General features: G+C 51.4%; 24 protein-coding genes and 1 pseudogene. 19 read left to right on the top strand and 6 right to left on the bottom strand.

The genetic code is table 11. The features are described 5' to 3' along the window. Positions 1-17: 17 nt before the first annotated feature. Positions 18-728 carry a DUF4956 domain-containing protein gene (locus M1D70_RS19430; RefSeq protein ID WP_456287709.1) on the bottom strand — a complete coding sequence of 237 codons (711 nt, stop codon included), beginning with the start codon at positions 726-728 and terminating at the stop codon, positions 18-20. A 3-nt stretch (positions 729-731) separates the two neighbouring features. After that, a complete protein-coding gene (locus M1D70_RS19425; RefSeq protein ID WP_009590686.1) occupies positions 732-1,445 on the bottom strand; it encodes a polyphosphate polymerase domain-containing protein in 714 nt (237 codons plus the stop codon). A gap of 266 nt (positions 1,446-1,711) precedes the next feature. On the opposite strand from M1D70_RS19425, the gene M1D70_RS19420 reads away from it, so the two are divergent. The 4 genes from M1D70_RS19420 (at position 1,712) to M1D70_RS19405 (ending at position 5,495) form a co-directional block, all read left to right on the top strand. Then, complete coding sequence (locus M1D70_RS19420; protein WP_456287708.1) at positions 1,712-3,055, top strand: ATP-binding protein; 1,344 nt, start codon at positions 1,712-1,714, stop codon at positions 3,053-3,055. Continuing rightward, positions 3,052-3,690 (top strand): response regulator, encoded by a 639-nt coding sequence (locus tag M1D70_RS19415; protein WP_456287707.1) that lies wholly within the window; start codon positions 3,052-3,054, stop codon positions 3,688-3,690. Before M1D70_RS19420 ends, M1D70_RS19415 begins: the two co-directional genes overlap by 4 nt. 184 nt (positions 3,691-3,874) lie before the next feature. Next, positions 3,875-4,834 (top strand): DoxX-like family protein, encoded by a 960-nt coding sequence (locus M1D70_RS19410; RefSeq protein ID WP_456287706.1) that lies wholly within the window; start codon positions 3,875-3,877, stop codon positions 4,832-4,834. Beyond that, positions 4,818-5,495, top strand: a complete 678-nt coding sequence (locus M1D70_RS19405) for a DUF4166 domain-containing protein (RefSeq protein ID WP_456287705.1) — start codon at positions 4,818-4,820, stop codon at positions 5,493-5,495. Before M1D70_RS19410 ends, M1D70_RS19405 begins: the two co-directional genes overlap by 17 nt. Here M1D70_RS19405 and M1D70_RS19400 read toward each other — a convergent pair. Beyond that, complete coding sequence (locus M1D70_RS19400; RefSeq protein WP_456287704.1) at positions 5,485-6,777, bottom strand: MFS transporter; 1,293 nt, start codon at positions 6,775-6,777, stop codon at positions 5,485-5,487. The genes M1D70_RS19405 and M1D70_RS19400 overlap by 11 nt on opposite strands. 157 nt (positions 6,778-6,934) lie before the next feature. Between M1D70_RS19400 and M1D70_RS19395 the strand changes: the two genes are divergently transcribed. The 9 genes and pseudogenes from M1D70_RS19395 to M1D70_RS19355 all read left to right on the top strand — a co-directional run bounded on the left by M1D70_RS19395 (position 6,935) and on the right by M1D70_RS19355 (position 15,148). Then, positions 6,935-7,690 (top strand): DUF2087 domain-containing protein, encoded by a 756-nt coding sequence (locus tag M1D70_RS19395; RefSeq protein ID WP_456287703.1) that lies wholly within the window; start codon positions 6,935-6,937, stop codon positions 7,688-7,690. Between the two features lie 28 nt (positions 7,691-7,718). Continuing rightward, positions 7,719-8,072 carry a GIY-YIG nuclease family protein gene (locus tag M1D70_RS19390; RefSeq protein WP_009593132.1) on the top strand — a complete coding sequence of 118 codons (354 nt, stop codon included), beginning with the start codon at positions 7,719-7,721 and terminating at the stop codon, positions 8,070-8,072. 150 nt (positions 8,073-8,222) lie between these two features. After that, entirely contained in the window at positions 8,223-9,071 is an 849-nt protein-coding gene (locus M1D70_RS19385) for a DegV family protein (protein WP_036672671.1), read from the top strand. 127 nt (positions 9,072-9,198) lie between these two features. Further along, positions 9,199-9,354: a hypothetical protein gene (locus M1D70_RS19380; RefSeq protein ID WP_009593107.1), complete on the top strand. Its 156-nt coding sequence runs from the start codon at positions 9,199-9,201 to the stop codon at positions 9,352-9,354. A gap of 184 nt (positions 9,355-9,538) precedes the next feature. Then, positions 9,539-10,858 (top strand): beta-N-acetylhexosaminidase, encoded by a 1,320-nt coding sequence (gene nagZ / locus M1D70_RS19375; RefSeq protein WP_456287702.1) that lies wholly within the window; start codon positions 9,539-9,541, stop codon positions 10,856-10,858. Between the two features lie 276 nt (positions 10,859-11,134). Then, a pseudogene (rpoD, locus tag M1D70_RS19370) lies at positions 11,135-12,007 on the top strand (RNA polymerase sigma factor RpoD); the annotation flags it as partial. A 201-nt stretch (positions 12,008-12,208) separates the two neighbouring features. Next, positions 12,209-13,231: a UDP-N-acetylmuramate dehydrogenase gene (locus M1D70_RS19365; protein ID WP_009593113.1), complete on the top strand. Its 1,023-nt coding sequence runs from the start codon at positions 12,209-12,211 to the stop codon at positions 13,229-13,231. A 126-nt stretch (positions 13,232-13,357) separates the two neighbouring features. Next, positions 13,358-14,287 carry a manganese-dependent inorganic pyrophosphatase gene (locus M1D70_RS19360; RefSeq protein WP_009593146.1) on the top strand — a complete coding sequence of 310 codons (930 nt, stop codon included), beginning with the start codon at positions 13,358-13,360 and terminating at the stop codon, positions 14,285-14,287. Between the two features lie 345 nt (positions 14,288-14,632). After that, on the top strand, positions 14,633-15,148 hold the full coding sequence (locus M1D70_RS19355; protein ID WP_009593127.1) for a hypothetical protein: 516 nt from the start codon (positions 14,633-14,635) through the stop codon (positions 15,146-15,148). 104 nt (positions 15,149-15,252) lie between these two features. On the opposite strand, the gene M1D70_RS19350 is transcribed toward M1D70_RS19355, so the two are convergent. Beyond that, positions 15,253-15,996 carry a hypothetical protein gene (locus M1D70_RS19350; protein WP_456287701.1) on the bottom strand — a complete coding sequence of 248 codons (744 nt, stop codon included), beginning with the start codon at positions 15,994-15,996 and terminating at the stop codon, positions 15,253-15,255. A gap of 283 nt (positions 15,997-16,279) precedes the next feature. Here M1D70_RS19350 and M1D70_RS19345 point away from each other — a divergent pair, with 283 nt between their 5' ends. From M1D70_RS19345 to M1D70_RS19325, 5 genes are all read left to right on the top strand, one after another. Further along, positions 16,280-17,047, top strand: coding sequence for an amino acid ABC transporter substrate-binding protein (locus tag M1D70_RS19345; RefSeq protein WP_036672668.1), 768 nt, complete (start codon positions 16,280-16,282; stop codon positions 17,045-17,047). Positions 17,048-17,204: 157 nt separating this feature from the next. Beyond that, positions 17,205-17,864 carry an amino acid ABC transporter permease gene (locus tag M1D70_RS19340; RefSeq protein ID WP_009593110.1) on the top strand — a complete coding sequence of 220 codons (660 nt, stop codon included), beginning with the start codon at positions 17,205-17,207 and terminating at the stop codon, positions 17,862-17,864. Positions 17,865-17,879: 15 nt separating this feature from the next. Beyond that, on the top strand, positions 17,880-18,626 hold the full coding sequence (locus M1D70_RS19335) for an amino acid ABC transporter ATP-binding protein (RefSeq protein WP_456287700.1): 747 nt from the start codon (positions 17,880-17,882) through the stop codon (positions 18,624-18,626). Positions 18,627-18,820: 194 nt separating this feature from the next. After that, positions 18,821-20,314, top strand: a complete 1,494-nt coding sequence (locus M1D70_RS19330; protein WP_456287699.1) for an alpha-N-arabinofuranosidase — start codon at positions 18,821-18,823, stop codon at positions 20,312-20,314. Positions 20,315-20,323: 9 nt separating this feature from the next. Then, complete coding sequence (locus tag M1D70_RS19325) at positions 20,324-20,602, top strand: DUF6171 family protein (protein ID WP_009593129.1); 279 nt, start codon at positions 20,324-20,326, stop codon at positions 20,600-20,602. 269 nt (positions 20,603-20,871) lie between these two features. On the opposite strand, the gene M1D70_RS19320 is transcribed toward M1D70_RS19325, so the two are convergent. After that, positions 20,872-21,264 (bottom strand): DoxX family protein, encoded by a 393-nt coding sequence (locus M1D70_RS19320; RefSeq protein ID WP_009593117.1) that lies wholly within the window; start codon positions 21,262-21,264, stop codon positions 20,872-20,874. A 261-nt stretch (positions 21,265-21,525) separates the two neighbouring features. Then, entirely contained in the window at positions 21,526-22,440 is a 915-nt protein-coding gene (locus tag M1D70_RS19315) for an AraC family transcriptional regulator (protein ID WP_456287698.1), read from the bottom strand. A 176-nt stretch (positions 22,441-22,616) separates the two neighbouring features. Here M1D70_RS19315 and M1D70_RS19310 point away from each other — a divergent pair, with 176 nt between their 5' ends. Then, a complete protein-coding gene (locus M1D70_RS19310; RefSeq protein WP_456287697.1) occupies positions 22,617-24,380 on the top strand; it encodes a beta-galactosidase in 1,764 nt (587 codons plus the stop codon). The last annotated feature ends 39 nt before the right edge of the window (positions 24,381-24,419 follow it).

Genomic DNA, 24,419 nt, shown 5'->3' with positions numbered 1-24,419 from the left:
TCTGACCACCGCCTGACTTAGGATACATAATCGCCGCTGTAACTGATCAGAACCGCATGTTGAACGCCCTGCAGCTGGGACAGCTTGTTCACGAATTGGCCTTCGGCATCGCGCAGCCGTACTTCCAGCGTCAGCTCGATGCTGCCCGGCGTCACGGTTTTTTGCTTCAGGTTGTAACGCTTCACAGCCTGACCGACTTGTCCTTGAACGGCTTGCTCGGCCTGCTCGTTATCGCAATGGACGACCAGCAGGTAAGGGGTATGGACCGTCGCTTTCTTAATGAAGAAGAACAGGATAAGACCGACAACGACGGAGCCGATGGCAGCCAGCGTGTAGAACCCGGCTCCGGTTACGATCCCGGCAACCGCGGCCCAGAACAGGAAGATCAGATCGGTTGGGTCCTTGATGGGCGTGCGGAAACGGACGATGGAGAGCGCGCCGACCATACCGAGCGAGAGCACGAGATTCGAATTGATGGCAATGATGACAACGGCCGTGATCATCGTCATCCCGATCAGCGACACGTTAAAGCTCTTGGAATACAGAACGCCGCTGAAGACCCTTTTATAGAGCAGATAAATAAACAGCCCGATAACAAAGGCAACGGCGAGCGTGATCAAAATTTTGGCGATGCTGATGTCGGATACGAAATTTTCCATGACGGATTTTTTGACGATATCCGAAAAATTGGTGGTGTTCGTATTGCTTGATGTCGATGTGGTATTCATGAACTATTGATCCTCCCATGTGTTATATTTCAGAAATTTACGGCACATTACATATTTGGATGCCGATTGCCGGTTGAGGCCGTCCAGCTGCAGCGCGATTTTGATGTAATCCGGAATGTACTCGTCGTATTTGACCTCGAGTATGATCAGATTCTCATCGATCGCCCGGATCGGCAGCAGGTTCCGATTGAACAGTTCCGTGGAGTGCAGACCGGTTCTCAGCTCCTTGTCAAACGTAATCCGCACATTTCCGTTAGCGCAGACGTAAGGCTCGCGGACATAATCGACAATGACCTTGGGCCGCAGCAGCTTATGCTTCATCTCGTGGTACAGCTCCATCATCAAAGGCTTATCCGGCTGATAGAGACAGTCGTATTGTCCGGCCATGATCTGATCGGTCATCTCCCTTGTGAGCGGCTCCTTCAGCTTGGCGATGTAATCCCGGAATTTGATTTTCTTCTCAAAATGGATCGTGTCATCGGCTACGTTATAAATACGGATTCGGTATTTCACCCGATCCCGGACGCCCGCCAGCTTCTCGTATAGGGCTTTATTATTGATATCATCAAAGTACAAGCTTCGAATGTGATATTCCCCGGCGGGTCCGGCATGCTGATCATAGGTCACCAGATTCTTCAATCGTTGGCGGATGATCCGATATTGGTGAAGATTCACGAAAAACTTCAGCTCGTTCCGGTATTTTAATGGGGTTGTCATGTTTCCACCTCGTTTCTCTCTGTCTTTCGTATGCTTGTTTGCTTACGAGATCTATCCTATCAATCGTTCCTGATATCTTTCTTAAGCGCGGCTGAATGTAAACTGAATGTTTTCGCAATGTAAAATGAAGGTATTGAAGAAAGAAACAATTTCATTTATCAGTGGTCTTTATTTCCTCGGCATGGGTAAGGAGGGAGGTCCCCCTGCTGGCGCAATTATGGTAGGATGAAACTATATTCGGGAAGAGAATGGAACGATGCGTCTTGATGTATTATGTGTTCGCGCTTTGGAGTGCAGCGGCGGTGCTGCTGTTCAATCAGCCTCGGAGCGAGGTGAACCGCTGGGCGGCTTTTTTCCTGTGGAGTGCAGGGATCGGGGGGTTGACGGACTGGCTTGCGCCTTCCGGTTTTATTGCGGCCGCGTACGGGCCGTGGATTCAATTCCTCAACCATACCCTAACGCCTTACGGCGTGTTGATATTTTGCATGGTGTATACCGGCAGACCCCGGCACCATAGGAGAAAACGTGATCTCAAAATAGGCCTGCTGCTGCCTGTGTTCGCGATGCTGGTCCAGGTGCTCCTTACGAAAGATTACCGGATTCATTACGGATGGCTGTTCGTATGGACCGGCCCCTATTATGTGGCTGCATGCGCGCTGCTCATTGGAGCCTTATCCTCTGAGAAGAACCCGCGGAAACGCAAAAGCATGTGGATTACCACCTGGATTATGGTGCCAACCTTGCTCGGTGTGATGCTGTTGATAAATGTAGGGAATGTCATCTGGCCCGGTTACGATTCATTCCGGTACGTGTCCCTGTTTATTCTGTATTCGATGGGCGTTGCCGTCATCTGTACCTTTGTGTACGGCGTCCTGGGCGTTCGCCTGAAATTCGAGCGCGATCCGCTGGATCGCACGATGCAAGCGGTCAGCTCAGGTACAACGATGCTGAATCATACCATCAAGAACGAGGTCGGGAAAATCGCCATGAGCACCGATAACGTGAAACGGCTGCTGTCGCCGGATAACGAAACGGCCCTGGAGCAGCTTGATGTCATCGCTAACGCTTCCAAGCATTTGTTAGCGATGACAGGGCGCATGCAGCAGCAGATGAAGGCGTTTAAGCTGGTGGAACAGCCTGTCCGCGCGGATCAGCTGCTTGCTGAACTGCAGCTTCGCGAACAGGAACGGCTGCGCAGTCATGGCATCGAATTAAAGGTGCTGTGCACACAGCGTCCCTGGCTGCTTGCGGATGCCGTCCACTTGAAGGAAGCGATCAGCAATCTCATAAGCAATAGCGTCGAGGCGATGCCTAATGGAGGAGTGATCGCGTTGACGGTAACGGCAGACCGCAAGGGTGCCGCGATTTCCGTCAAGGATAACGGCATGGGCATTCCGGAAGAGCAGCAGACGCTTGTGTTTGAACCGTTCTACAGCACCAAGGGCCACAGGAAGTCAAACTTCGGACTTGGCCTTACCTATGCGTACAACGTGATGAAGAAAAGCGGCGGCTCCGTGGGATTGGAGAGCCGCGAATCGGTCGGTACCGAAATCACGTTATATTTTCCCCGCAGCAAAATCATTCGTTTATCCGGGAGGGAAGAGCCTTGAATCGAATACACGTCTTTCTGGTCGAGGACGATCCGGACTGGATTAAATCGATCACCGTTTTTCTGAATGCGCAGGAGGATATGATCGTGGTCGGCGCGGCCGAGTCCCCCGCACAAGCGATTGCGATGGCGCAAGTCCTGTCCTTCGATATCGTGCTTATGGATATTCAGCTGACGGCGGGCCGACTCGACGGCATCTACGCGGCTGCAGAAATCCTTGAACGAAAGCCCGATGCCAAGGTGATCATGCTGACCTCACTGGATGACGAGTTGGTGATCACGCAATCCTATACGGCCGGAGCCGTCAATTACATTGAGAAATCGAATTTCGAGGAATTGCCGGCCGCAATCCGAAGCGCCGTACATCAACCGGGATCGATGGAGGTGCTGCTCAAGGAATTTGCCCGCCTCAAGCGGGAAGAACAGCTGCGGAGCTTAACGCCGGCGGAACGTGAAGTGTTTGATCTGTTGGATGAGGGTTACACCCATTCCCAAATGGAGAAGAAGCTGTTCAAAACCGAGAGCACGCTCAAGAATCAGATCAATAAAATTCTGAAAAAGCTCGGGGTGAGGAGCAGCAGGGAGGCCGTGGAGAAGGTCCGCCGAAAAGGGATCGTCAGAGAGAACGACAACTAGCTTCGGGACGGAAGACGGATCATATGGAAGAAATGGAAGAGGTACTACGAAACGTAGTACCTCTTCTTCGTTTGTTCTATAAAAGTGAGGTCTAACGGAGAATCCCCCTCAGCGGTAAAATGACTTGTAAATAGAGGGGCCCGGCTGTCATCGAGAAGGGTTATCCATTAGGAGCTGAGTGCGCATGAAGAGAAATCCGATCTATGTTGAACTCGACATCAAGACGGATATGGAAACTTTGTGGTCATTGACACAGAGACCCGAGCAACATCAACAATGGGATTTGCGTTTTTCCGAGATTCATGATTTGCCGCAGGCTGATTCGGACGTCCAGCGGTTTTTATACAAAACCCGCATCGGATTCGGACTGGAAGTTACGGGAACGGGTGCTACGAAAACGGCCGTGCACCCGAGGCCCGGGAACCGGATCTCGGTGCTGCGATTCGGCTCGGATCAGCGGATTTCCCTGGTTAAGGAGGGGAGTGGCTATTGGAAGTACGCCGACAGCGGCAATGGCGTCGTCCGTTTCTCGACCCAATACGATTACAGGACGCGGTTCGGCATGCCCGGGGCCTGGTTTGACCGGCTGCTGTTTCGGCCTTTATTCGGCGCAGCGACGGCTTGGAGCTTCGATGTGCTCCGATTATGGGCCGAGAAGGATATTCCGCCTTCGGTCACGATCCGGAAGGCAATCATCCACGCTTTAAGTGTGTTTATGCTGGTCGTTCTATGGTGTTATGAAGGACTGGTTCCGAAGCTTCTGTTCCCGGAAGCGGGAGAGCTTGATCTGCTGAGGCAGTCGGGCTTGGCAGGCGGACAGGAAGGGGTGGTACTAACTTTGCTTGGGATCACCGAGATTGGCGTCGGTTTATTAACATTGCTCTTTCACAAGAACCGGATGTGGTACAGGCTGATCATGTTCTTGCTTGCGATCTTGATGCTTGGAGCATGGATGACGGATGCCGAGTTAATGAAAGCCCCGTTCAATCCGTTAACGCTTAGCGGGTCGATGATTGGGTTCTGCTTCATGGCTTCGCTGTCCGCATCGGACTTGCCAAGCGCTTACCGTCCGGTTCGAAGACAAAGACCGGTCCGCGGGCATACATCCGGCAAAGGAGTGAAAGAACATGACCTCGATCTATGAGCAGGCGCTTGGAAGCCAGTTTCACAAGCTTCATCCTAAAATCCAGGAGCGGTTCGGGTTTGACAGCAAGGATAGCGTCGCTTCGATCGGCGAAGGCATCATGGAAGAAATCTGGTACGCTCCATGGGCGGCGCTGCCGCTTTATATAGGAACGATGCGGCATATCATGTTTCCTAGCCGAGGGAAAGGCATCCCGTTTCGGATTGAGAACTACGCTTATCGGGATGACTGGGGAAGAGAGACGGTGACGTGGTGCCGAAGCTTTGATTTTCCTGGCATACAAAGACGATTTGATGCCACGATGATTTATAGCGCACAGCGCAGCCGCGTCGTGGATTATTTGGGAAACAAACAGCACTTGGCAGTCGATCTTCGGATCGCTGCCGCGGAGCATGGCGGAATTCGCATTCGATCGGGGGAGCAGAGGTTTTATGAAGGGCGGCTGCAGTTTCGATTTCCCCGGTGGCTCACCGGAACGGCCGATGTATGCGAATGGTATGATGACGGAGATCAGCAATACCGGATATCCGTTGAGGTGGTCAATCCGTTATTAGGGCCTGTCTTCCGGTATAAGGGAAGCTTTCAGGCCCGGACCGTTGCTGCAGGCGAACGGGATGTCCCGCCCCATGTCAAACCGCTGCGGGTCGAGGCTAGAGAGTAGCGGAGGCATCCGGGGAAAGACCGCTGCCCTTGCGTTCGCGGAACATTCGGTAGTACAGGAACGAGGAAACGACGTACAGCGTTCCGGTAATGCAGAAGGTGATCGCGTATCCCCAATAGCTGCCGTAGGTGGTGACCAATTTCGACTGTACGGGCCCCATGGTCGCCCAGCCCAGCATAAAGGCGGTTTGCGTGACCGAATTGGCGATGCCTCTCCGGTGATCCGGTACGCGGTCGATCAGAATCGACGACTGTATCGGATTGGCCGCATTCATCAAGGCTTGACGGAACAGGAAGCCGACCGATGCGATGAGGAGGACATTCGTGAAGCCGGTTAACAACAGGAAGGGCAAGGATAGGACTTGAAAGAGAACCACGGCTTTGACGGCTCCTACCCGATTCACCAGCGTAGGGCCGATCAGCATGGATACGATCGTCATGACTTGTCCGAGCGATATCAGAATCCCAACCGCGGATAGCGATACCGAGAAACGGTTGGTAAAATACAAATTCAAATAAGGAACGACCAGTCCGGACCCGAGGCCGATTAACAGCTGGGCAAGCGCGAACTGCCCGATGACTTTGAAATCTCCGATCCCGGAGGCGGTAACCGCTCCTCCAGGGCGCACGGGTTGATCGGGGATGGGTGCATCCAGCGGCCATGCATGCGCGGCGTTCTTGTCGGTCGTGAACAAGAGCGGGATAAATGCCGCAAAGGTTGCCAGACCGCCGATGAACAGCGCTGTTTTCAAGCTGTCGACCTTGTTCAGGCCGAATGCCTGCAGGGCATCCGCCAGGAAGCCGCCTCCCATGCTGCCTAACACTTGAGAAGCAAGCACAAGCGAGGCATGGATGCTAAAGATGCGCATGCGAGCCGATTTCGCCGTATTTTCCGCCAGAAACGGAATCGCCAGCACCTGAAAAAAGGATGCGAACAGTCCGGTGTATACCGCGAGACCAAGCAAGCTGAACTCACTCGCCAGAAAAGCTCGGGCAATCAGTCCGGCGCCGCTTAACAACGCGCCAAGGACCAGGATTCGCTTGCGGCTTCCGCGGTCGCCGATCAAGCCGATCGGGATAAACATCAATGCCGTGGCGAGGGATTGAATACTGACCACTGTTCCATTCATGGAGTCGTTATAACCCAGGCCTTGTATGTACAAATTGTAGAGCACGCTGAACATGCCGGTACCGAACTGATACAGCACGTTAGCTAGAAAAAACAGCTTGATGTTGCGCGGCCAAGAACGCATTTCTTTTGCCGACTGTTGTATGAATCCCATGATGATACCCCCTAAATTTTACAGCAGCAACCTCTATTCTAGCAGGTTCCACGGGAGGGAGGAAGAAATATTATATCGTCGTGGGGCTAGATTGACATGATATAGACAAAAATATAAAATGTCTATATAAATAACTTTGGGGGAAGTGGTGTGTGCGATGGACCTTAATGAACGCTTCTGGAATGCTTCCATAGATGAACTTAAACAAGGCTATATCGACGAAGGCCCCGTCTGGGTATGTCTCTTGTGCGGCAAGACGCTGGAGAAAGGGATCATCTACCCGGATGAGGATGCGCTGTACGAATCGGAACGATACATGACCGTACATATCCGCCGGGAGCATGGCTCCGTGTTTCAGTATCTGTCCGGCCTCGATAAGAAGCTGACCGGACTGACCGAGCATCAGAACCGGCTGCTGCAGCTCTTCTATCAAGGCATGAACGACAAAGAGGTCCAGCAGGAGCTCGGCATCGGCAGCGCGTCGACGATACGCAATCACCGGTTTGCCTTGAAAGAGAAGGAGAGGCAGTCCAAGGTGCTGCTGACCTTGATGGAGCTGTTGAAGGAAAAGGACAGTCATGCTCCGGCGTTCGTGGGAATTCCCAAACAGGCCAAAATGATCGATGAACGCTACAATGTTACGGAAGAAGAGAGGCAATCGATCCTGGCCAAGGCATTCCCCGAGGGGAACGACGGCCCGTTGAAGACTTTTAAGCTTAAAGAGAAGCAGAAGTACGTCGTGCTGCGCGAAATCGCTGCCCGTTTTAAACCCGATGTCTTGTATTCCGAGCAGGAAATCAACGATACGATCGGAAGAGACAATCCCGATTATGTGACCATTCGCCGATATTTGATCGAATATGGTTTTTTGGATCGCAAGGATGATGGAAGCCAGTACTGGCTAACGACATAAATGAAAGCAAGAAGGAGGCGTTAAGGCCATGAATCGCAGACAGGAACTGAATCAGATGTACAAGGAGATCAAGATTGAAGCCGGCGTGTATCAAATTCGGAACACGAAGAACGGTAAAATATTCGTCGCCGGAACGAACAATCTGAAAACCATGAACGGCAAGCGCTTCGAGCTGCAGATGGGGACAAGCTACAACAAGCCGCTTCAGCAGGATTGGAAGGAGTATGGAGAGGATGCGTTTGTTTTTGAGATCCTGGAGAAGATTGAGCCGAAGGAAGACCCGTTCTTCGATTTGAAGGGAGCGGTCAGCAAGCGGGAAGCCTATTGGATCGAACGGCTGGAACCTTTTGGGGAAAAAGGGTATAACGGAGACAGAAAATAAGGCTTTTGTGTGGCGAACCCAGGCGTAGGACGCGAAATCGTCCCCCTTCCATTTGCAATGCGCCGCAAGGGTAAGATATGATGAAATGAGCGGCTTAAATCGCTTCCATTCCTACTTCTTACTACACGAAAGCGAGACGTGAACACGATCATGAGATCCATTGCATGGGTAACCGACAGCACGAGCACGATCGACCCTGAATTCGCCAAGAAGCATCATATTTACATTGTGCCTTTGAGGTTGATTCTGGGGCAAGAGGCCTACAGGGAAGGAATCGACATATCGGCAGAAGCCTTTTATGAACGGATGAAAGACGAGCCGAAAGTCAGCAGCTCCCAGCCTCCGATCGGTGAATTCATTGAGCTTTACGAAACCCTGAAAGTGAAGTATGACGATATTATTGCGATTCACTGTTCTTCAGAGCTCAGCGGAACTTTGAATTCTTCCCTGCAGGCGGCTGAGATTGCCGATGTACCCGTGGTTGGCATCGACTCTCAAGCGGGAGCGTTTCCGGTGCGCGAAATGATTATGTCCGGCATTCACTGGCACAGCCAGGGGGATACCGTACAGGTGATAAAGGATAAAATTCAGTCCATGGTGCACAACATGTCGTTCTATCTCATACCGGCAAGCCTGCATCGACTTCATATCAGCGGCCGGGTGTCCGGCACGCAGCTGCTGCTAAGCAATTTGCTCCGCATACATCTGCTGCTCCGTTTTGACGAAGGCAAAGTCATTGTGGAGGAGAAGATCCGGACGTTTAAGAAAGCCAAGCAGAAAATGATCGATATCATGAAAACAGACATACAGAAAATTAAGAAGGTGTGCATCATGCACGCGAACAACGTGGAAGTGGCCGAGGAGATCCAGAAGGAAATCAGCGGGGCTCATCCGTCGCTTAAGACCGAAATCATGACCTTTATCCCTGTTGCAGGCATCCATGCAGGCGAAGGCACCATTGCCATGTCATGGATCAAACACCATCCTGCCTATTCTTAGTTATACTTCAGCCCCAGCCTGCAGATACTATTTGCAGGCTTTTGCTTTGCTTATCGATTCTAATCTGCCCTCCATGGTTTTATTATGTAATAGTAGGGATGAACCCAAGGAAAGGAATGAGGCAGACATGAAGGTTATTATCACGCAAGCCGAGGCGATGCAAAAGAATATATGGGACGATATCATGCTGATGTTCGGAAGAACGGACGAGGATGAAGTATGGGAGACGGAGCAGTTTATATTGACGGAGGAGCAGGCCCGTCAGCTCGGACTGCTTAAATAGAAGAGGAAGGGCCGCCATCGCTGCGGCTCTTTTCTTCTTGTTTTGCAACGGGGCGCTTTCGTTGTGGTTCGTTTTGGCCCTTAACGAAATCATGTTATGATGGAAGGACTCTGCGGGACAGAGGGCGAATACAGTAGTGTGAACATGAAGGAAGGTGACAATGTTGAAGCGAAGGACACCATGGATGAGCTTAACGATGCTGGTTGTCATCTTGCTGCTGGTTCTGGCAGGTTGCCAAGGCCGTTCGGAGACGGGGAATGCGGGCAATGATGGCCAAGGAACTTCGCCATCGGAGCTAGGACAGGACCAGAACCCGCCTTCTCAAGAGAATGACAACGAAACCGAGCCTCCATCAGGCAGTGCCGACAATGAAAGCGAGAGCGGCAGCCTGCCTCCGAACGAAACCGAAGATGAGATCGCTGAACTTATGAACGACCTGACCGTCGAGGAGAAGATCGGCCAGCTGGTACTGGTCGGACTCGAAGGAACGGCCATCGATGAAACTTCGCGTAAATTGGTTAAGGATCACCATGTTGGCGGGTTTATCCTCTTCAAGGACAATATAGAGAGCGTAGAGCAGTCGGTAAAGCTCCTCAATGATCTGAAGGAAGCCAATGCTGCCAATCCGGTGCCCCTGTGGCTGAGTATAGACGAGGAGGGCGGACGGGTTACGCGTTTTCCCGAGGAATATGTTAAGCTGCCGTCAAGCGGCAAAGTTGGGAGCAAGGGGGATTTAGCGCTCACGAAGCGCGTTGGCGGCCTTATTGCGCAGAAGGTTGCGGGACTCGGGCTCAATATGGTATTCGCCCCGGTGCTGGACATTCATAGCAACCCGAACAATCCGGTCATCGGCGATCGATCCTTTGGCACTACGGCGGAGACCGTTACCCAGCATGGGATTGCCTCCATGAAGGGGATACAGGAGAAGGGAGTCGTTCCCGTCGTGAAGCATTTTCCAGGGCATGGCGACACTTCGGTCGATTCCCACCTCGGTCTGCCCGTGGTGGAGCATGACTTGAAACGTCTGCATGAAATGGAGCTGGTTCCGTTTCAACAAGCGATTAATGAAGGCGCCGATGTGGTCATGGTTGCGCATCTGCTCATGAAGAGCATCGATCCGGATACCCCCTCCTCGTACTCGAAGCCCGTGATCAACGATTTGTTACGGGAAGAGTTGGGATTTAAGGGAGTTGTCATAACGGACGACATGACAATGGGTGCTATATCCGGCAGCACGGACGTAGGTGAGGCCTCCGTGAAGTCCGTTGTCGCAGGAAGCAACATGGTACTGATCGGTCATGAATATGCGCTGGAGGAAGCCGTCATCCAGGCATTGACCAAGGCTGTCCGGAGCGGCGTGATCCCGGAAGAGATGCTGAACGAACGGGTAAGGGCGACGCTTGAGCTAAAGCACAAATATGAGCTAAGCGATGATCCCGTGAAGGCTCCCGATATAAAGCCGTTAAATCAGCATACGAAAGCAGTACTAGATCAAATGAAGTAAACGTAACATATGTAATAGGAATATATAAAAACCCGATCTCAGACCTGAGATCGGGTACAACGGACTAGAATATATTAGAAGTTGATATAGTCTATAAAATATGCTAGAATGAAGGATAAATAACTATTGGTTTAATGTCATAATGATCTAATGCTAGATTAGCATGAAAATATGGGATTGTCAACAGGGGGGCATAGAATGGAGAACCGTCAGAGTGCGGATTTTGCATTGGAACGCGAGGTTACGGATACAGAGAAATCGGCTAATTCTCCAACAGAGGATTTTTCGGTTCACGACGATCTCTCGCTTCCGCCAGGCATCAAGATTAGCGATCCAGTTCGCATGTACCTGAAAGAAATCGGTCGTGTTCCCCTCCTCTCAGCCGATGAAGAAGTGGAACTGTCCAAACGTATAGAGGAGGGAGATGAGGAAGCGAAACGCCGTTTGGCCGAAGCGAATCTTCGTCTCGTTGTTAGTATAGCAAGACGCTATGCCGGTCGGGGAATGCAGTTCCTTGATCTGATCCAGGAAGGCAACATGGGCTTGATCAAAGCGGTGGAGAAATTCGACTACTCCAAGGGCTTTAAGTTCAGCACCTATGCCACTTGGTGGATTCGTCAGGCGATTACCCGCTCGATCGCCGACCAGGCCAGAACCATCCGGATTCCGGTGCATATGGTCGAAACGATCAATAAACTTGTGCGTGTCTCCAGACAGCTCCTCCAGGAGCTGGGGCGCGAACCGACGCCGGAAGAAATCGGCAAGGAGATGGACATCTCGCCGGAGAAAGTGCGCGAGATCCAGAAGGTATCCCAGGAACCCGTGTCCCTGGAAACGCCTGTCGGAGAGGAAAGCGACTCCAACCTGGGCGATTTCATCGAGGATCAGGATGCGTTGGCACCCGCAGATGCGGCGGCTTTCGAGCTGCTGAAGGAACAGCTGGAGGAAGTGCTCGATACGCTTACCGAGCGTGAAGAGAACGTGCTTCGGCTTCGCTTTGGACTCGAGGACGGACGGACCCGTACGCTGGAAGAAGTAGGGCAGGTGTTCGGCGTAACGCGTGAACGCATCCGCCAGATCGAAGCGAAGGCGCTCCGTAAATTGCGTCATCCGAGCCGCAGCAAGCGTCTCAAGGATTTCCTCGAATAAATCTTGGTAACGGATCATCTGATGATGAATGAATCCCTGGTTACGGTCTACAGGCCGTAATCCAGGGATTTTTTGCTATATGGCCAGGATTTCGCCCCAGATTGACACCACCCGAGTAGTTGGATCATAATGATGTAACATCCCCACATTTAGTAAGGATTGTTGTGCCTAATGTGAAGAATAGGGAGTGACATGTCTACGATGACTTTACATACATCTGCTATTGACCGATTGTGCAAGCGCAATGTGGAGCTGTCTGCCTTTTCGACGTACGGGATCGGCGGCTCAGCCAATTATCTGGCCATGCCTGAAACGGCAGCCGACCTGGCGGATCTTCTGCAGGATTGCAAGAAACGCGGACTGCCTTGGTACATTTTCGGAATGGGCTCCAACATCCTGTTCCCGGATGAACCCAAACGCGATCTGGTGTTTATCTCGCTCAAAAACCTGGTGGAGCTGCAGGTTTCGGGAGACAAATGGTACGTTTCATCCGGAACGCCGATGTCCCTGCTTTCCTTGATGGGGTTAGTGGGCGGAACCGATTTGCTCGACTTTACTTTTTTGCTGCCGGGCTGTGTAGGCGCCGGCATCTATATGAACGCCAAATATAATGCGCGCCAAATCTGCGATATCCTGGATACGGTATATTATATCGATACGATGGATCCGGGCCTGAAGGTGCAGTCCATTGCGGCGGGAGACTGTTTATTTGCATACAAGCAATCCATCTTCCAGCAGCATCCGTGGATCATCGTAGGCGCCGATCTCAACATACCGGTCAGCTCGGAGGAGCAGATCCATTCGACTTCGGCGCTGCTCACGGAGTGGAAGAGCCGCGGCAGCCATCCTTCCTCGCTTCCGTCCTTTTTCTCGTTCTTTCTGGGCGAGGTCCATGCTTTGGCTGGAAGGGGAATCGAGACGCCGCAGTCGATGCTCGACATCATCAAGTACCGGACGAGTAAGCGTCATTTCGACTATCCGTCCTGCGGTTCCGTATTCAAGAACAATTACGATTACGGGGTAGCCGTAGGCTCGCTCGTGGACCAGCTGAATATGAAGGGGACCGAATACGGAGGCGCCATCATATCTCCGCACCACGGCAACATGATTCTGAACCAGAAGCATGCAAAGGCAACGGACATTCTGTACTTGATGAATCTGATTTCGGAGTCGATCAACAACCATTTCGGGTTCGTTCCGGAACCGGAGATTGTATTGGTATAAACGCTGTCCGAAAATAATCTCTGTAAAGGAATTGGAATAAGTAGAATTTAACGCTATAATCAGATAGGTGATCATCTGTTTATTGGTATAAACGATGAAATTCATGTTGCGAGAGGGGCATTAAATATGGCTAAAACTTTAATTTTTGGACACAAAAATCCGGATACGGACACCATCTGCTCTGCTATTGCATATGCTGACTTGAAGAACCAGCTTGGTCTTTCGGCCGAGCCCGTGCGTCTTGGCGACGTGAACGGCGAAACGCAGTACGCGCTCGATTTCTTCAAAGTAGAGGCGCCTCGCCTCGTTGAGACGGTTGCAAACGAAGCGCAGGACGTCATTCTCGTGGACCATAACGAGCGTCAGCAAAGCGCCAGCGACATTGATCAGGTTCGCGTAATCGAGGTTATCGATCATCACCGCATCGCTAATTTTGAGACAAGCCATCCGCTGTACTACCGTGCGGAGCCTGTCGGCTGCACGGCTACCATCCTGAACAAGATTTATAAGGAGAAGGGCGTAGCCGTTCGCAAAGAAATTGCCGGCTTGATGCTGTCCGCGATCATCTCGGACTCCCTCTTGTTCAAATCTCCAACCTGCACGGACGAGGATGTGGCTGCTGCTCGCGAGCTGGCTGAAATCGCCGGCGTGGATGCCGACAGCTATGGTTTGGACATGCTCAAGGCAGGTGCCGATCTGAGCGACAAAACCATTGCTCAATTGATCTCCCTCGATGCCAAGGAATTCCAAATGGGCGGTGCCAAAGTCGAAATCGCCCAGGTCAACGCGGTGGATACGAATGATGTATTGTCCCGCCAAGCAGAACTCGAGGATGCGATTCAATCGATTATAACGGACAAAAACCTGGACTTGTTTGTCTTCGTGGTGACGGACATCCTGAACAACGATTCCATCGCGCTGGCGCTCGGTAAAGAGTCCAAAGCCGTGGAGAGAGCGTACAATGTATCTCTGTCGGAGAACAAGGCGCTTCTTAAAGGCGTGGTTTCCCGTAAATCGCAAATCGTTCCGGTTCTGACCGAAGCATTCAACCAATAATAGCTGGTTATAGGAACAAGCCAGACCATCGACTGAGGAATCAGCGTGGTCGGCTTGTTTTTGTTTTGCTGTTTTCTCGGATTCTGGATCATGCAGTCCCGCTCCAATCTATATGAAGCGCTTACGAAAATTGAAATATTGTAATGAATTTACATCGAAATGACATCCTTTTTACGGCGGCGATTCGTATAATGAAGGAAAGAATTAGGAACCACAAGTACATACGTGTTTCAAATCCCAAGAATTGGGTTAATGACCATTAATGTTTGTTGAGTCGGATTCCGTGGTAGAAAGTGATACAAATCTAATCTATCAGTAGAAGTATGGAGAGGGAGCGATGAGAAGATGAAGAAGTCGGCTTGGAAATTGGGAGCAATGATGCTGCTTGTCCTGATCATGATGACAACCGTCGGTGTAGCCTCAGGCAACAATTATGAGCCGGTTCCGAAAGCTTCAAATCAGGAAGCTGCCTACATAAACGGACTGGAAATCAAAGACGGCAAGGTCTTTCTTCTAGTAGATCCAATCGAGTGGTATGAGGGAGAGGAAGCGAATCAGGTGTTCCGCGAACGGGAGCAGGACCCTGAGATGACCGAGGCCCCGGACGGCTATTATATCGTGAACGATACGGAAGAGCATAAGGAACTTCCAGTAGCGGACGATGCAGAAGTGCTGCTCCAGCTGTACGACCATACCGGACGATATGAGGATGCCCAGATTTCCTGGAATCAGCCGGTGAGCCTGAGCAAATTCGCGGACATTTACAATAAGGATGATATCGTGGACATGAAATGGTTTCCGTTTCATATCACCGTTGAAGACGGCGTCGTCGTGAAGATCATCCAACAGTATGTACCTTAATTTATCATGAAAATAGAGAAGCGAACTGATGAAGAGCCGCTCCATTTCGGTTAATCCTACCGATGGGCGGCTCTTATGTTTGTTTCTAAGCCTAACGGCAAGCGTTAACCGGCATCTTTGCTGTAGTGCTGGTGTTTCATCGGTTTGATTTTACCGTTGACCACGTCGCTGACGAAGGGTGCTATCTTGGATTTCCGCTCCTCGTATTCTTCCTTCGTCACCTTGCCCTCGGACAACTTCCGATCCAGGCGCTTCGTGAGTGCCTGGACTTGCTGATCAATGACGGACTGGACGGGCACGCCTTGCTCCTTCGCGATCTGGGCCAGCGATTTTCCGGATTGCAGCGATGCCTTAAGTTGGTCCGGCGTTGTCTTCAGCAGCTTGGCCAGCTCGTCGCTATCCGAGATCAGCCGGCCGTGCCGCTGATGCATCCGCTGCTTGTGCCATCCGCCCTTGGCGTCAAGCAGCTTATCCGCCGCCGCGGAGTAATCGATGGATTTGCCCAGCTGCTTTGGATGCGAAGCGATTTTCTCCTTCAGCAGCTCCATGATCTTGGCTTTCATGGCTTCTCTCGATACGCCTTGCTCTTTGGCTATTTCCGCGAGGGTCGAGGTTTTGAGTTTATCCCGGAGAACCTGAGGCTCCAGCTTCAGAAACTCGGAGATGGCCTTGAACATATGGCCGGGTTTATGTTGCCCGCGTTCGTCCTTGGACGAAGGAACAGCCGGTGATTCCGATTGCTGTCCGATCGGTTCCGCCGAAACCGAGACGGGAAGATAAGCGAGGCCCATGACTACAGCGATGGCTAGCAGCACCAGCCGCTTCACTGACTTCAAGTGGGTTGTCATTGTTGTTTACCGCCTTTCATGTTGTTGGTCTTACAGTCCATCATTCTTTCCCGCTAAACTGAAATCATCCTTAAAATAACCTTAAAATAGGATGAAAATACATAAATTTCATGATGAGTGGTGAAAAGTGGCCATTCTATGAAACTATCGACTCTTCTCTGCTAATATGCTATCATGGAGTCTTGATAACGTATTAAAGTGAAAAAGCAGTTATGCATAGGACGAGGATTGATATAGATCCCAGAATATGACTGCGCTTAACGTCTACGAGGGGGATTTTTTGGTGAAAAAGATAGCATCCGTGTTAGCAGGCTTCATGCTTTTATTAACTGTCGTCGGCTGTTCGAGCTCGGCAAGCGGGGGGAATGAGCTGGTGGTCGGAATTGACGACAAGTTCGCGCCCATGGGATTCCGCGACGAGAGCAATGAGATTGTCGGCTTTGATATCGATTATGCCCGCGCAGCCGCCGAGAAAATGGGCAAGGAAGTCAAGTTCCAGCCCATTGATTGGAAAGCGAAGGAATCCGAGCTTAGCAGCGGACGCATTGACTTGATCTGGAACGGTTATACCATCACCGATGAGCGCAAGGAGAAAGTGCTGTTCACCAAGCCTTATCTGGAGAACAGTCAGGTCGTCGCGGTGCTGAACGATTCGGATATCGCAACGATCGGCGATTTGGCCGGCAAACAGGTCGGATTGCAGTCGCTATCCTCGGCAGCCGACGCGCTGAGCGCCAATGCCATTCACGAGCAAGTGAAGAACATTTCCGAATTTCCCGACAATGTGCTGGCATTGAGCGATTTGAAGAATGGACGCGTAGACGCCGTGATCATTGACGAAGTGGTCATGAAATACTACATGTCCAAGGAAGAGGGAACGTACAAGATTTTGGAGGAGTCCCTGGCACCGGAGCAGTACGGGATCGGAGTGAAGAAAGGCAATGAGGAACTGCTGGAAAGCCTGCAGAAAGCATTGGACGACATGAATGCCGACGGCACGGCCGCCAAGATTTCCGAGAAGTGGTTCGGGGAAGACAAAGTGTTGAAGTAAGCATTCCCATGAGGTTGGTCATCCAACCTCCCATAGGTATTCCAAGAAACCGGACTTTGACCAAAGGCTCCGGTTTTCTGTTCCAATCGATCGGTACAATGAAATCATCGGAGAACTTCGGCATTCCGGAAGTTTTTCCATTAGGAGTTAAGCAGATATGAGTATGGATTACATCGTTCAAATCGGCAAACCGATGCTGGAGGGCGCGCAGACCACGATCCTGTTGTTCTTGATTTCCATTCTGGCCTCCATTCCTCTTGGGTTTGTGTTCACGTTAATGGTTCGAAGCGCAATCAAGCCGCTGGCTTGGTTGGCTAATGCCTATATATATGTTTTTCGCGGTACCCCGCTGCTGCTGCAGCTGCTGTTCTTTTGCTTTGGTCTGCCGGTGCTGCCGGTGATCGGAGAATATCTCGTTTTGGATCGTTTTGTAGCCGCATGTTTGGCATTCGTGCTGAACTATGCTGCTTATTTTGCGGAAATCTTCCGCGGAGGACTCTTGGCGATTGACAAGGGGCAATATGAAGCGTCCAAGGTGCTGGGCTTGAACCGCTGGCAGACAACCACGAAAGTAATTCTGCCTCAGATGTTCCGCGTAGCCCTGCCGGCGGTATCCAACGAATCCATTACGCTGGTGAAGGATACGGCGCTGCTGTATGCCGTCGCGGTGCCGGAGCTGCTGCACTTCGCGTATACGGCGGTCAATCGGGATTTCACGATTATGCCGTTTGTTATTGCGGGCGTGATATACCTGCTGATGACGCTTGTGTTAACGCTGCTGTTTAAATTTCTGGAACGCCGATTCAAATATGAATAGAAGGACTGTCGCGCAATGGCAATTATCGAAGTAACCCATATGAAAAAATCCTTCGGCTCGCTGGACGTGCTGAAGGACGTCAGCTTTGAGATCCAGAAGAATGAAGTGATTGCCGTCATCGGGCCTTCCGGTTCGGGAAAGAGCACCATGCTCCGCAGCCTGGTGCATCTGGAGGAAATCAACGGCGGATCGATCAAGGTGCAGGATCAGTATTTGGTGAAGGACGGCGTATATTCCAGTCCGCACCAGATCAAAGCGATCACGTCCCGGATGGGCATGGTATTTCAGCACTTCAATCTGTTTCCGCATTTGACGGTACAGGAGAATCTGGGCCTTGCGCCCAAACATGTCAAGAAACAAAGCAAAGAAGAAGTAAGAACGAACGGCGCCGCGCTTTTGCAAAAGGTCGGTTTGTCCGATAAAGCGGATGTACACCCCGGAAATTTGTCGGGCGGTCAGAAGCAGCGCGTGGCCATTGCTCGAGCGCTTATGATGAATCCGGACATCATGCTGTTTGATGAACCGACATCGGCGCTGGATCCCGAGCTGACCGGCGAGGTGCTGGCCGTCATCAAGCAGCTGGCCGAGGAGCACATGACGATGGTGATCGTGACGCATGAGATGAGTTTTGCCAAGGAAGTGGCGGACCGGATCATCTTCATGGATCACGGACAAGTAGTCGAAGCCGGAACGCCGGATCAAATATTTAACCAGCCGAAGATGGAGCGGACCCGCGAGTTTTTAAATCGGGCATCGCGTTAAAGAGGACTGGCTCAAAGCTGGATCGAAAGATCGGCTTGGGCTGGTCTTTTTTTTGGCGAAAAATAAGGCTATATTGTGAAAGCGTTTAAATTATTGGTTGACGGAATCGGAATTGATCGATATCATTGTTTTAAAGATTTATAAACTGTTTCATATAAATATCTATAAAATAATAGCGAGGAGCGGAAAAAGTCATGAGTCAGGTTATTACCATTCATTCAGACGTATCCAAAGGCAAAATCAATCGCAATATTTATGGACATTTCTCCGAGCATCTGGGCCGCTGCATTTATGAAGGAATCTGGGTGGGCGAGGATTCGCCGATACCTAATACGGAAGGGATCCGCAATGACGTGCTGGATGCGTTGAGACAGCTGAATATACCTGTTCTGCGCTGGCCGGGCGGTTGTTTTGCCGACGAATACCATTGGAAAGATGGCGTCGGGCCGCGGGAGAATCGGAAACAGATGGTCAATACGCACTGGGGCGGCGTTGTGGAGAACAACCATTTCGGTACGCACGAATTCCTGCGTCTCTGCGAGCTTTTGGGCTGCGAACCCTACATATCGGGCAATGTCGGCAGCGGCACCGTTCAGGAGATGTCGGAATGGGTTGAATACATGACCTTTGACGGCGTGTCGCCGATGGCCGCATGGCGTCAGGAGAATGGCCGCGAAAAGCCGTGGAACGTGAAATATTTTGGTGTCGGGAACGAGAACTGGGGCTGCGGTGGAAATATGCGGCCGGAATATTATGCGGACTTGTATAGACGCTATCAGACTTACGTCCGCAACTATGGCGAGAACAAGATCTACAAAATTGCTTGCGGACCGAATGTGGACGATTACCGCTGGATGGAAACCGTCATGAGGGAAGCGCATCCGTACATGGATGCCATAAGCCTTCATTATTACACGATTCCGGGCGAATTCTGGACAGGCAAAGGACCTGCCACCGGATTCAGCGAGCAGGAATGGTTCACCACCATGAAGAAAGCGCTCCATATGGATGAATTGATCACGAGACACTCGGCGATTATGGATCAGTATGATCCTAATAAGCGCATCGGGCTCATCGTGGATGAGTGGGGCACCTGGTTTGATGTCGAGCCCGGCACGAACCCTGGCTTCCTGTACCAACAGAATACGATCCGTGATGCCCTGGTGGCGGGTTTGACGCTGAATATTTTCCATGAGCATAACGATCGGGTGGTGATGGCCAACATCGCGCAGATCGTCAACGTCCTGCAGTCCGTCATCTTGACGGAAGGCGAGAAGATGATCCTTACCCCGACCTATCATGTGTTTGATATGTATAAAGTGCATCAGGATGCCGAACGTTTGGCTACCCATCACAGCGGGGTCGATTATGAGATGAATGGCGAGAAGATCCCGCAAGTATCCGTGACGGCCTCGAGGGATGAAGCCGGAAAAATCCATGTAAGCCTGTGTAATGTTAGTCACGCGGAGCAGAGCGACGTGAAGATCCAGCTGCGGGGATTAAGCGGTGCGGTGAAGCAAATCGTTGGCCGGCAGCTTGCCGCCGATTCGCTGGACGCTCATAACACCTTTGAATCGCCGGAGGTTCTCAAGCCGGCTGCATTCACTGCATTTGAACAGGAAGGTGACGTACTGCGTGCGAAGCTGGCACCGATGTCCGTTACCGTTCTTGAGATCACGGCGGAATAAACGAAGGTCATGGCGGATAATCGGTGTAAAGGTTGTCATGACGATTACCGGGTCAGCGATGAGCAGATCACGCGCGTGCTGTCCTCCCCGATGTTCTCATCGGACCGGTGCGTGCCGGATGACGAGTATGATGCCCGTCTTCGTGCGTGCTTCACATGCCCTAAGCTGCAAGGGGACACCACGTGTACGCAGTGCGGATGCATCGTACAGATTGCCGCGAAGCTGAAAGACAAGCGCTGCCCGTATCCGGGGCAAGACCGTTGGTCGATCACCGTTAGTGCTTCATAGAAAATACCGTATAGTCATCGGCCTGTTCTCATGGATGGATCATGGGAGCAGGCTTTTTTAGAACGGGAATGGTTCATTATCTTTACAGAAACTTACAACCTATTAAGACAACTCAAGCCGGCTTCAGCGGCAGAAGCGGGAGGCAGCTTCTATTCATGAGATCACTAGAAAAGAGCTGTACGAGTCTCATTCCTTTCGGAACGAATCTGCGCACAGCTCTTTTTCATGGGATTGCCGCCACGACGACCCGAAGGAAGCTCTTGTTCGCGTTAGGCTTTGTTCTTCTTGCTGAACAGCGAATCAACCGAGAGCAGGCTGCTGCCGCTAAGAACAAGATGTACGGCCATGGCCAGCAGCGCGATATCCAGTTCATAACCACCCAGGAAACCCATGCCCAGCTTCGCCTGAAAAATCGCCACGACAAGCACGACCCCAAGAACCAGAGAAGCGATTCTTGTTCCCAAACCGATAATCAGCGCAATCCCTCCCACGATTTCGATGATGGCTACAACGGTAGCCATAAAGGCAGGGATTCCCAGACTTGCGAAGAATCCTTCGATATTCCCGATGCCGCTCTGGAATTTATCCAAACCGTGAGCCATAAAGATGACCCCCAGAATCACCCGAATAATGAAAGTGCCTGCCGAAGAATAATTACCCATGAGATAGACCACTCCTTGTCTTTTTGGTTTAAAATGTTATCAACTAACTTAAATATAGCTGAGAACTATAGGTTGTATCATACTCAATTTAACTATTGAATGTCAAGTAACTAACTAAAAATACTTGGATTTTACAATATCCGATCATGATGCCATATGAATTGATGAAGTTCAGCCAATACAGAAAAACAGCCATCCTCAAAGGGATGGCTATTTTTGTGGTACTCGTTATTGGAGGTTCTTTAATATGCTTATCATGGCTTAGTGCCTGGGCCGGTATTCCGTCGGCGACTGCCCGGTCCAGCGGCGGAATTGCCTGGAAAAATGGCTGGCTGAGCGAAAACCGAGTTTGTCGGCGATTGCGTTCATCGGCAGATGGGTCGTGACCAGCAGCTCTTTGGCCAGACTGAGCTTCTGGCGGCTGATATATTGTCTAGGCGAGATCCCGTACACTTGGCGGAACAACTTGGAGCATTGGCTTCGGCTTAAATTAAGCTCTTGGGACACAGCCATGACCGATATCTCTTCGGTCAATCCCGACGACAGCTTCGCTTCGATGGCATGAGCCGCATCCGCTGCAAGCAGGGAGGACGGTTTAGGGGGGCCTGTTGCCGCAAATAAAGCGCGGGGCGGCTTCAGCGCATCCTGCATCTTCAAGAGAGAGAGCACATCATGGATGATGAGCAGGGTGTAGGACTGGAGCAGAAGCCTGTCCTCAAAAGTGAGATTGTAATCGCTTGGCTGGTTCTCCGGACGGACCGAATGGGCTGCCGGCTGGCTGCGCCGGACGATTCCCTCCAGCTCTTGAACGTGGGCAGCCAGTTTGCTGCGCTCGCTTTCGTGCTGGCGAATATGTCGGAAAGGGGCAGCGGATAACGAGCTTCGAATTTCTGCATCATCCAGATCGAAATGAACATTGAAGTACCCATACTGCTTGTTGGATGCATTCGAGGTTTGATGGGGCACCCCGGATTTGATCAGAAGCCATTCCCCTTCGCGGAGCTGAATGGAATCCCGATGAATTTCCTGCAGGACTTCGCCTTCCAGACAGTATAGCAGCTCGAACAGGTGATGGTGATGCCTCGGATAACTCCAGCCTGGCGGCTGGGAATCAAAATGGCATCCGGTTACCTGCAGCGTTTGAATCATATTGGGAAAGCGAAAAGCGATATCCATGACAGCTGGCTCCTTTTGGGCATACAAAACGCCGATAATGATGCCTTATATTGTATCATAACGATGATTCGGCACAAAAGGTATAAAGAATGCCCGATTTGGAGATTGAGCAGCATGGGATTTTGATAGATGATGGCAATAGAAAGCAAATGAAACGTGTTAGGAGGAAACAAGCTATGAAAGCTCAATTGAAAGCGGTTAACCAACAATTCCTGCTGGGGGATGAGCCGATTCAGATTTTGTCTGGTGCCATCCATTATTTTCGGGTGGTTCCGGAATATTGGGAAGATCGCCTGATGAAGCTGAGAAGCTGCGGATTGAACACGGTGGAAACCTATATTCCGTGGAATTTGCATGAACCGAAGGAAGGACAATTTGTGTTTGATGGCATTGCCGACCTGGAAAGGTTCGTCCGTATCGCCGGCGATCTCGGGCTGCATGTCATCCTTCGGCCGAGCCCTTACATATGCGCAGAATGGGAATTTGGAGGACTTCCATCCTGGCTGCTGCAAAATCCGGATATTCAGCTTCGATGCATGGACCCGGTTTATCTGGAGAAGGTCGACCAATATTATGATGAGCTGATTCCGCGATTGGTTCCGTTACTGACCTCCAAGGGTGGTCCCGTGATTGCGATGCAAATCGAGAACGAGTACGGGAGTTACGGAAATGATACGGCATATCTGGAGTATCTAAAGGATGGCTTGATCAAGCGGGGCGTGGACGTGCTGCTGTTCACTTCGGATGGCCCCACGGACGGAATGCTGCAGGGCGGAGCCGTTCCCGGCGTGCTTGCCACGGTCAATTTCGGATCAAGAACGAAGGAGGCTTTTGATAAACTGCGGGAGTACCGTCCGGAAGATCCTCTGATGTGCATGGAATACTGGAACGGTTGGTTTGATCATTGGCTGAAGCCACACCATACCCGGGACGCGGAGGATGCTGCTGCCGTGTTCAAGGAAATGCTGGACTTGAATGCATCCGTGAACTTCTATATGTTTCATGGCGGAACGAATTTCGGATTCTATAACGGGGCGAATTTTCACGAAAAGTATGAGCCGACGCTAACCAGCTACGATTATGATGCGCCTCTCTCGGAGTGCGGGGACGTGACGGCCAAATTCGAAGCCATTCGAAGCGCGATCGCACAGCATCAGGGAAAAGAGCTCTCCGATTTGCCAAGCCTCCCGCAGCCTGTCAAGAAAATAAGCTATGGCTCGGTGAGCATGACGCACTATGCCGACCTGCTGGAGCATCTGCCTGCGCTTTCCGAGGAGCAGAAACGCACGGCACCCGTACCGATGGAACGGCTGGGCCAAAGCTATGGCTTCACGGTTTACGCAACGCATATATCCGGGCCGCGCCAAGGGGAGTCCCTGCATCTGCAAGAGGTGCATGACCGGGCACAGGTATTCCTGGACGGAAAGTATCAAGGGACGGTGGAACGTTGGGATGCCAAAGCCCTGCCAATCGATGTTCCGGCAGCCGGCGCCAAGCTGGAGATCGTTGTCGAGAATATGGGACGCATCAATTACGGGCCGAAGCTGAAGGATTATAAAGGTATCACGGAGGGAGTCCGAATGAACAACCAGTTCCTGTATGACTGGTGCATCTATCCCTTACCGCTTGATCATCCGAATGCGGCACCGTTTCAACCGCTGGAGGGACCTTTGGAACAGCAGGATCGACCTACCTTCTATCGCGGCGAATTCTTGGTGGATGACATTGGCGATACGTTTATCCGCTTAGACGGATGGGGAAAAGGGGTCGTCTGGGTCAATGGCTTCAATCTGGGGCGCTACTGGGAGCAAGGGCCGCAAGCAGCGCTGTATCTGCCTGGACCGCTGCTGAAGCAGGGACGGAATGAAATATTGGTATTTGAGCTGCATCATACCGAAACGGCAAGCATCGAGCTTGTCGACACACCCGACTTGGGTTAATTCGGCCGGAACAGACCGACGATGGATAAACAAAAAGGG

The sequence above is a fragment of the Paenibacillus sp. AK002 genome, assembly GCF_053903045.1.
Note: the sequence above shows the minus strand (reverse complement) of the source record. Positions and strands in the feature narration are given on the sequence as shown.

Bases quoted from the DNA above. Each gene is read 5' to 3' on its own strand.
- M1D70_RS19390 (WP_009593132.1), top strand. From the start codon at position 7,719: ATGAATCGCAGACAGGAACTGAATCAGATGTACAAGGAGATCAAGATT.
- M1D70_RS19360 (WP_009593146.1), top strand. From the start codon at position 13,358: ATGGCTAAAACTTTAATTTTTGGACACAAAAATCCGGATACGGACACC.
- M1D70_RS19420 (WP_456287708.1), top strand. From the start codon at position 1,712: ATGTATTATGTGTTCGCGCTTTGGAGTGCAGCGGCGGTGCTGCTGTTC.
- M1D70_RS19430 (WP_456287709.1), bottom strand. From the start codon at position 728: ATGAATACCACATCGACATCAAGCAATACGAACACCACCAATTTTTCG.
- M1D70_RS19410 (WP_456287706.1), top strand. From the start codon at position 3,875: ATGAAGAGAAATCCGATCTATGTTGAACTCGACATCAAGACGGATATG.
- M1D70_RS19365 (WP_009593113.1), top strand. From the start codon at position 12,209: ATGACTTTACATACATCTGCTATTGACCGATTGTGCAAGCGCAATGTG.
- M1D70_RS19385 (WP_036672671.1), top strand. From the start codon at position 8,223: ATGAGATCCATTGCATGGGTAACCGACAGCACGAGCACGATCGACCCT.
- M1D70_RS19350 (WP_456287701.1), bottom strand. From the start codon at position 15,996: ATGACAACCCACTTGAAGTCAGTGAAGCGGCTGGTGCTGCTAGCCATC.
- M1D70_RS19310 (WP_456287697.1), top strand. From the start codon at position 22,617: ATGAAAGCTCAATTGAAAGCGGTTAACCAACAATTCCTGCTGGGGGAT.
- M1D70_RS19355 (WP_009593127.1), top strand. From the start codon at position 14,633: ATGAAGAAGTCGGCTTGGAAATTGGGAGCAATGATGCTGCTTGTCCTG.
- M1D70_RS19315 (WP_456287698.1), bottom strand. From the start codon at position 22,440: ATGGATATCGCTTTTCGCTTTCCCAATATGATTCAAACGCTGCAGGTA.
- M1D70_RS19425 (WP_009590686.1), bottom strand. From the start codon at position 1,445: ATGACAACCCCATTAAAATACCGGAACGAGCTGAAGTTTTTCGTGAAT.
- M1D70_RS19320 (WP_009593117.1), bottom strand. From the start codon at position 21,264: ATGGGTAATTATTCTTCGGCAGGCACTTTCATTATTCGGGTGATTCTG.
- nagZ (WP_456287702.1), top strand. From the start codon at position 9,539: ATGAGCTTAACGATGCTGGTTGTCATCTTGCTGCTGGTTCTGGCAGGT.
- M1D70_RS19405 (WP_456287705.1), top strand. From the start codon at position 4,818: ATGACCTCGATCTATGAGCAGGCGCTTGGAAGCCAGTTTCACAAGCTT.
- M1D70_RS19340 (WP_009593110.1), top strand. From the start codon at position 17,205: ATGAGTATGGATTACATCGTTCAAATCGGCAAACCGATGCTGGAGGGC.
- M1D70_RS19335 (WP_456287700.1), top strand. From the start codon at position 17,880: ATGGCAATTATCGAAGTAACCCATATGAAAAAATCCTTCGGCTCGCTG.
- M1D70_RS19330 (WP_456287699.1), top strand. From the start codon at position 18,821: ATGAGTCAGGTTATTACCATTCATTCAGACGTATCCAAAGGCAAAATC.
- M1D70_RS19400 (WP_456287704.1), bottom strand. From the start codon at position 6,777: ATGGGATTCATACAACAGTCGGCAAAAGAAATGCGTTCTTGGCCGCGC.
- M1D70_RS19380 (WP_009593107.1), top strand. From the start codon at position 9,199: ATGAAGGTTATTATCACGCAAGCCGAGGCGATGCAAAAGAATATATGG.
- M1D70_RS19395 (WP_456287703.1), top strand. From the start codon at position 6,935: ATGGACCTTAATGAACGCTTCTGGAATGCTTCCATAGATGAACTTAAA.
- M1D70_RS19325 (WP_009593129.1), top strand. From the start codon at position 20,324: ATGGCGGATAATCGGTGTAAAGGTTGTCATGACGATTACCGGGTCAGC.